The 6,102-nt window shown below is 59.0% G+C and carries 7 protein-coding genes and 1 pseudogene; 6 read left to right on the top strand and 2 right to left on the bottom strand.

Translation table 11 applies throughout. The annotated features are described in order from the left end of the window. The 5 genes and pseudogenes from ACRXB1_RS28125 to ACRXB1_RS28105 all read left to right on the top strand — a co-directional run. Positions 1 to 951: kynureninase (locus ACRXB1_RS28125; protein WP_449493891.1), on the top strand; the 951-nt coding region annotated here is incomplete at its 5' end. Between the two features lie 18 nt (positions 952 to 969). Further along, positions 970 to 1,860, top strand: coding sequence for a tryptophan 2,3-dioxygenase (kynA, locus tag ACRXB1_RS28120; protein ID WP_449493890.1), 891 nt, complete (start codon positions 970 to 972; stop codon positions 1,858 to 1,860). A 71-nt stretch (positions 1,861 to 1,931) separates the two neighbouring features. Beyond that, a complete protein-coding gene (locus ACRXB1_RS28115) occupies positions 1,932 to 2,792 on the top strand; it encodes a class I SAM-dependent methyltransferase (protein WP_449493889.1) in 861 nt (286 codons plus the stop codon). A 140-nt stretch (positions 2,793 to 2,932) separates the two neighbouring features. Further along, positions 2,933 to 3,927, top strand: a pseudogene (locus tag ACRXB1_RS28110) (MBL fold metallo-hydrolase). Positions 3,928 to 3,971: 44 nt separating this feature from the next. Continuing rightward, positions 3,972 to 4,583 carry a glutathione S-transferase family protein gene (locus ACRXB1_RS28105; RefSeq protein ID WP_174365728.1) on the top strand — a complete coding sequence of 204 codons (612 nt, stop codon included), beginning with the start codon at positions 3,972 to 3,974 and terminating at the stop codon, positions 4,581 to 4,583. A gap of 7 nt (positions 4,584 to 4,590) precedes the next feature. Here ACRXB1_RS28105 and ACRXB1_RS28100 read toward each other — a convergent pair whose 3' ends face one another. Continuing rightward, on the bottom strand, positions 4,591 to 5,286 hold the full coding sequence (locus ACRXB1_RS28100) for a Pr6Pr family membrane protein (protein ID WP_449493888.1): 696 nt from the start codon (positions 5,284 to 5,286) through the stop codon (positions 4,591 to 4,593). A gap of 54 nt (positions 5,287 to 5,340) precedes the next feature. Then, positions 5,341 to 5,592, bottom strand: coding sequence for a DUF1488 family protein (locus ACRXB1_RS28095; RefSeq protein ID WP_062002836.1), 252 nt, complete (start codon positions 5,590 to 5,592; stop codon positions 5,341 to 5,343). A gap of 180 nt (positions 5,593 to 5,772) precedes the next feature. Here ACRXB1_RS28095 and ACRXB1_RS28090 point away from each other — a divergent pair. Beyond that, positions 5,773 to 6,102: MFS transporter (locus ACRXB1_RS28090; RefSeq protein WP_449493887.1), on the top strand; the 330-nt coding region annotated here is incomplete at its 3' end.

Raw genomic sequence — 6,102 nt, 5'->3', positions numbered from 1 at the left:
ACCATGCGCACGGCTTCCAGCATGAATTCCTGCGTATATCGAGCTCTCGGATTACCCATCTTTCCTTCCTCCTTGCGTGAGTTTTACACACTCAGCAAGGGATCCATTTTTTGCGGGCAAGCTCAACTGGATCAGGGTTACGAATTGCGACTGGTCGATCATGCGTCGGAAATACCCGGCGCCATCGATGAAAACACGGCCCTCGCAATGATCACGCACGTGAACTATCGCACCGGCGCCATGCACGACATGGCCGCGCTCACGCGCATCATTCAAGACAAAGGCGCGCTCGCCGTCTGGGATCTCGCGCATTCGGCAGGCGCCGTTCCGGTCGACCTGAACAGTGCGAACGCGGATTATGCAGTCGGCTGCACCTATAAATACCTGAACGGCGGACCCGGATCGCCCGGCTTCATCTGGGTGCCAAAGCGTCTCCAGGATGCCTTCTCACAGCCGCTTTCCGGATGGTGGGGCCACAGGAAACCGTTCGATATGGTTCCCGAATACCGGCCGGATAATGGCATCGGCCGCTTCCTGTGCGGCACGCAACCCATCATTTCAATGGGACTCGTTGAATGCGGCCTCGACGTCTTCGCGCAAACCAGCATGGCCGCGTTGCGCCGCAAGTCGCTCGCGCTAAGCGATCTGTTTATCGATCTCGTCGAGACGCGGTGCAGCAAGTTTCCGTTGCAGCTTGTGACGCCGCGCACGCATGCCGAGCGCGGATCGCAGGCGAGCTTCGAACATCCGCACGGTTATGAAGTCATGCAGGCGTTGATCGCGCGGAATGTAATCGGCGATTATCGCGAGCCGCGCATCTTGCGTTTTGGCTTTACGCCGCTTTATACGCAATACGTCGATGTGTGGGACGCCGTGGAGACCTTGCGCGATGTGCTGGAAACCGAGGCCTGGCGCGCACCCGTATATGCGGAACGCGGCGCGGTGACCTGAGCCCGAGGAGAACGCGCGATGACCCAGATAAACGAAAACAATGATGCCGGCGCTTGCCCGATGGGCCATGGCGCCTCTGTTGAAAAGACAGAAGGCTGGCACGACGCCCAGCTCGACTTCGCGCAGTCCATGAGCTACGGCGATTATCTGTCGCTTGGCACGTTGCTCTCGGCGCAACATCCGTTGTCGCCGGATCACAACGAGATGTTGTTCATCGTGCAGCATCAGACGAGCGAGCTCTGGATGAAGCTCGCGCTCTATGAATTGCATGCGGCGCTTGCCGCCGTGCGCCGCGATGAACTTCCTCCGGCGTTCAAGATGCTCGCGAGGGTATCGCGAATACTCGATCAGCTCGTGCAGGCGTGGAGCGTGCTCGCGACCATGACGCCATCTGAATACACCGCCATGCGGCCTTACCTGGGGGCATCGTCGGGATTCCAGTCGCATCAGTACCGGCAAATCGAGTTCCTCCTCGGCAACAAGAACGCGCAGATGCTCAAGCCCCATGCGCACAGGCCGGAGATATTTGCAGAAGTTAAAGCGACGCTCGATGCGCCCTCTTTCTACGATGAAGTCATCCGCTTGCTTGCACGCCGTGGTTTTCCGATTGCGTCCGAACGGCTCGAACGCGATTGGACCCAGGAGACCACGCATGATGCGAGCGTCGAAGCCGCGTGGCTCGAGATCTATCGCAATCCGAGTGAGCATTGGGAACTCTACGAGATGGCCGAAGAACTGGTCGATCTCGAAGATTCTTTCCGGCAATGGCGCTTCCGTCATGTGACCACGGTCGAGCGAATCATCGGTTTCAAGCAAGGCACGGGCGGCACGAGCGGCGCACCTTATTTGCGCAAGATGCTCGACGTGGTTCTGTTTCCGGAGCTTTGGCACGTCAGGACCCTGCTTTAGGATCGCACGAAATTCCGAGCGGCGATTGACGGTTCCGGCACGCGCAGCGCGTTCGCCGACTTTCCCCGATAATGACCCGCATGAAAACACTCCCACTGCCCTCCAACGTCCGGCGCCTGTTGCTCGCGCTGCCCGCAGCATGGCTGTTGGCGTCCTGCGCGATGCCCGGCGCCTCGTCGTCCACATCGACCTCCCCATCGCTCGATACCGCCATCTCCGCGCCTTACCGCGGCCAGAAAGCGCAAGCCCGCGATGTCTACCGGCACCCTAAAGAGACGCTGGAGTTCTTCGGTGTTGCGCCAACGCAAAGCGTGCTGGAGATCGCCCCGGGCGGCGGCTGGTACACGGACATCCTCGGGCCTTATCTGAAGGATCGCGGCACCTTGTATGAGGCCGAATACGTTGGCGCGGGCTCGTTGCCTGAAGCCGAAGCCCGGAGCAATGCCGCGTTCGAACAAAAGCTTGCATCGAACCCGGCGATATACGGCCGAGTTCCGTTCGGCACGTTGCAGTCGCGACAGTTCGTCGGCTTGCCTGCGGGGTTGCAGGTCGATCGCGTGCTGACCTTCCGCAATATCCACAACTGGATAGAAGACGGCCAAATCGACGCGAACATGCGCGCTTTCTATTCAGTGCTGAAACCCGGGGGCGTGCTTGGTGTGGAAGAGCATCGCGCCAGGCCGGGAACGCCGCTGCAACAGATGATCGATACGGGTTACCTCACCGAAGCCTACGTGATCCAGCATGCGCAAGCCGCCGGTTTCAAGCTCGTCGCAAGCAGCGCGATCAACAACAATCCCCGCGACACGAAGGATTACCCGAACGGCGTCTGGTCACTGCCACCGACATATCGCGGCGGCGATGTGGATCGTGCACGCTTTGCGGCGATCGGCGAATCGGATCGCATGACGCTGCGCTTCGTCAAACCCTGAGCCACCGCCCGCTCATGACCCACGTCATCACATGGACGTCGCCTGCCCGCGTAAGGCGAGGGTTGCTTGCGCTCGGAGCGGTTTTGTCGGTAGCGGGCTGTACGGCGAACACCCAGTCCGCTGAACCTCAAGGCACAAGCATGACTCATCATACGGCTGACGGTTACGAGAACAATTACTCGCCGCTGCCACGCGCGTCACTTTTGAAATGGCAATGGGAGCGCCTCGTCAATGGCTTGCCAAAACCGCCGGCAAATGGCTATCACTTCCCCGTGGATCACCCGGATGTTGCCTGGATCAAGGCTAACCGGACCGAGACCACGCTCACGTGGATTGGCCATGCGACCGCACTATTGCAGATGAACGGCGTGAACATCATCACCGATCCCATGTTTTCAAAGCGCGCATCGCCGTTCCAGTTCATCGGTCCGGAACGCAAGGTGCCGCCGGGACTTGCGCTGGCTGATCTGCCGCATATCGATATCGTCCTGATCTCGCACAATCATTACGACCACCTTGATACCGCGAGCGTCGAGCAATTGAACAAACAGGCAGGCGGCCCGCCGCTGTTCCTCGTGCCGATGGGCATCAAGTCATGGATGCACGACAAGGGCATCGACAACGTGCAGGAACTCGACTGGTGGAACGAGACGCACGCATCAGGACTCGACCTATTTTTCGTTCCGAGCCGGCACTGGTCGGCGCGCGGTATCGGCGACCGGCAAAAAACCCTTTGGGGCGGCTGGGTCGTCAAAACGCCCGAAGGCAACGCGCATCCGTTCTCGTTTTATTTCGCCGGCGACACCGGATACTCGCCGGACTTCAAGGATATCGGCAATCGGTTTGGCAGCTTTGATCTATCGCTGATTCCGATTGGCGCTTATGCGCCCGAGTGGTTCATGCGTCCGCAGCACGTCAACCCGTTTGAAGCGGTACAGATTCACGAAGATGTCCATTCGAAGAAATCGATAGGCATTCACTGGGCACCTTCGAACTCGCCGATGACCCGCTCGACGAACCGCCGCGTCTGTTGAAACAGGCCGTGAAGGAAGCGGGCTTGCCGGAAGATGCGTTCGTGGTCCTGCGTCATGGGCAGATGATCAAGCTTGGCGACGCTAAAACACCGGGACCGTAGCTTGCGGGAAAGAGGGTTCAAACGAATAACACACAAGGATAACCATGATCGAAGTCCATCACCTGAACGAATCACGCTCGCGCCGCATCACCTGGCTACTCGAGGAACTCGGGCTCGACTACACCGTGCATGTGTACAAGCGTGATCCGAAGACGCGGCTCGCACCGCCGGAACTGGAAAAGATCCATCCGCTGGGCAAGGCGCCGGTGATTCGCGATGGCGATGAAGTGATCTTCGAGTCGGGCGCGATCATCGAGTATCTGGTTCGCAAGTATGGCAACGGGCGGCTCGCGCCGGCGCAGGACACGCATGCATTCAACCAGTACCTGCAATTCCTGCATTACGCGGAAGGCTCCGCCATGCTGCCGCTCATGCTCAAGCTTTACACGGGCAGGCTTGGTGAAGGCGCAGCGCCACTGCAGCCGCGCATCGAAAGTGAAATGAAGCGGCACCTGGGCTTTCTCGACAAATCGCTCGAGGGCCAGGACTATTTTGTCGGCAATGAACTGACCGGCGCGGATATCCAACTGTCCTTCGCCGTTCAGATGGCCGTGAAATTTTGCGGCGACGACGCCTATCCGAACCTGACCGCGTTTGTGAAGCGCATCGAAGCGCTTCCTGCGTATCGGCGAGCGATAGAGAAATCAGGCGAATAAGCCGCGCTTAATGTGGCCGCCGATGATTCAGCGCAATGAACACGGCCATCAGAACCAGAAACGCAACCACCAGCAAGCTGGCGTTGAGCAGCACATGCGGATACCCAAGCTCGCCGACATCAATGAACGGGTAAGGGTAAAAGTCCGACGTGCTGCCGCGCCATAACGTGACGCACAAGTAGCCCAGTGGATAGATCAGCCAGAGCAGCGTCTTGTGCACGGTCAGATGAAAACGCGGCACGAACAGCACCCAGTACATCGCCGATAAAAACGGCACCACGGTATGCAGGCATTCGTTGAGCACCGCCCGGTACCCCGACGGCGTCCACAGGTATCGCAGCAAGAGGTTATATGCGAGCCCCACGAACACGATATAAACCACGACCGCTGTAACGACCGGAGGTTTGCGGAAAAAACGTCCCACCGGCGTTCCCGCCCTCGCCGCCACGCATGAAAAACAGATGGCGACCGCGAAGATCGTGAGGTTGGTCAGGTAACTGCTCAGACGTTCGATACCGTCGAATACGCCCAGGCCTCGCGACAGCATGCGGTGAACGGTGATATCGGTTTGCGCGGCGAGCGCGAGCCACGCAATGGTCGCTATCGAGGCAGCCAGAAGCAGTGACGCCAGGCTGGGCGTATGCAATGGCAGCTCGTGCTCGACGGGGTGCTGGTGGCTTTGTGAGGAGAAACGCTTCGTCATGCCACGATTTTATACACGGCAGGAATGCGTTGCAGGCGAACGTTAAATGAGCCTTCAGGAGATCTTGAAGATGTTCTGCGCACCGCGAACGTAGAGGCTTTCGGCTTTTTGCAAAATGCGTTCGCGATAAAGATCGAAGGCAGCAAGCACTGCGGATTCATCCGATCCCATCTGCGGATTGAAGCTGGAGAGCGCGGCATCGCCGATCTGGAACGAGATCTCGCGCGAGCCGTCGTACCCCCAGAAGCACACGCAGTGCCGGGAGGTATCGTAGGAACGGCTGGGATTGGGGAAATTGAGTTTCATGCGCCATCGTAGTCCTATTCCGTCGCGTGCTGCAATTGGCGCAACGGCGAAGTTCATAGTGATTACCCTTAGCGTGTGTTTTCTGCAAAGCCGTACGCCATTTGTAATGAAGCAACCCGCGGCGCGCTTCAAGTAGACTTTGGTCCCACGCATTTGATCGAACCCACGACGCACTGCCTTGTGAAACCCGTCAATTTCCGCCTGACCGCCGCGATCATCGCAAGCGCCCTCTTCATGCAGAACATGGACGGCACCATCGTAGCCACGGCGTTGCCTTCCATGGCACGCGATCTCGGCGTCGACCCGGTCCATTTGAGCAGCGCGATCACGGCGTATCTCGTCGCACTGACCGTCTTCATTCCCGCAAGCGGCTGGGTCGCCGATCGTTTTGGCGCGAAGCGCGTCTTCATGTGGGCGATCGCCCTGTTCACTGTGTCTTCGGTTGCGTGCGCGGCGGCATCGAGCCTGCCCGAGCTGATCGGCGCGCGCATCGTGCAAGGACTCGGGGGA

The organism is Caballeronia sp. M23-90, assembly GCF_053574605.1.
The sequence above is the reverse complement of the archived record's forward strand: the minus strand, read 5'-3'. Positions and strand labels throughout refer to the sequence as shown.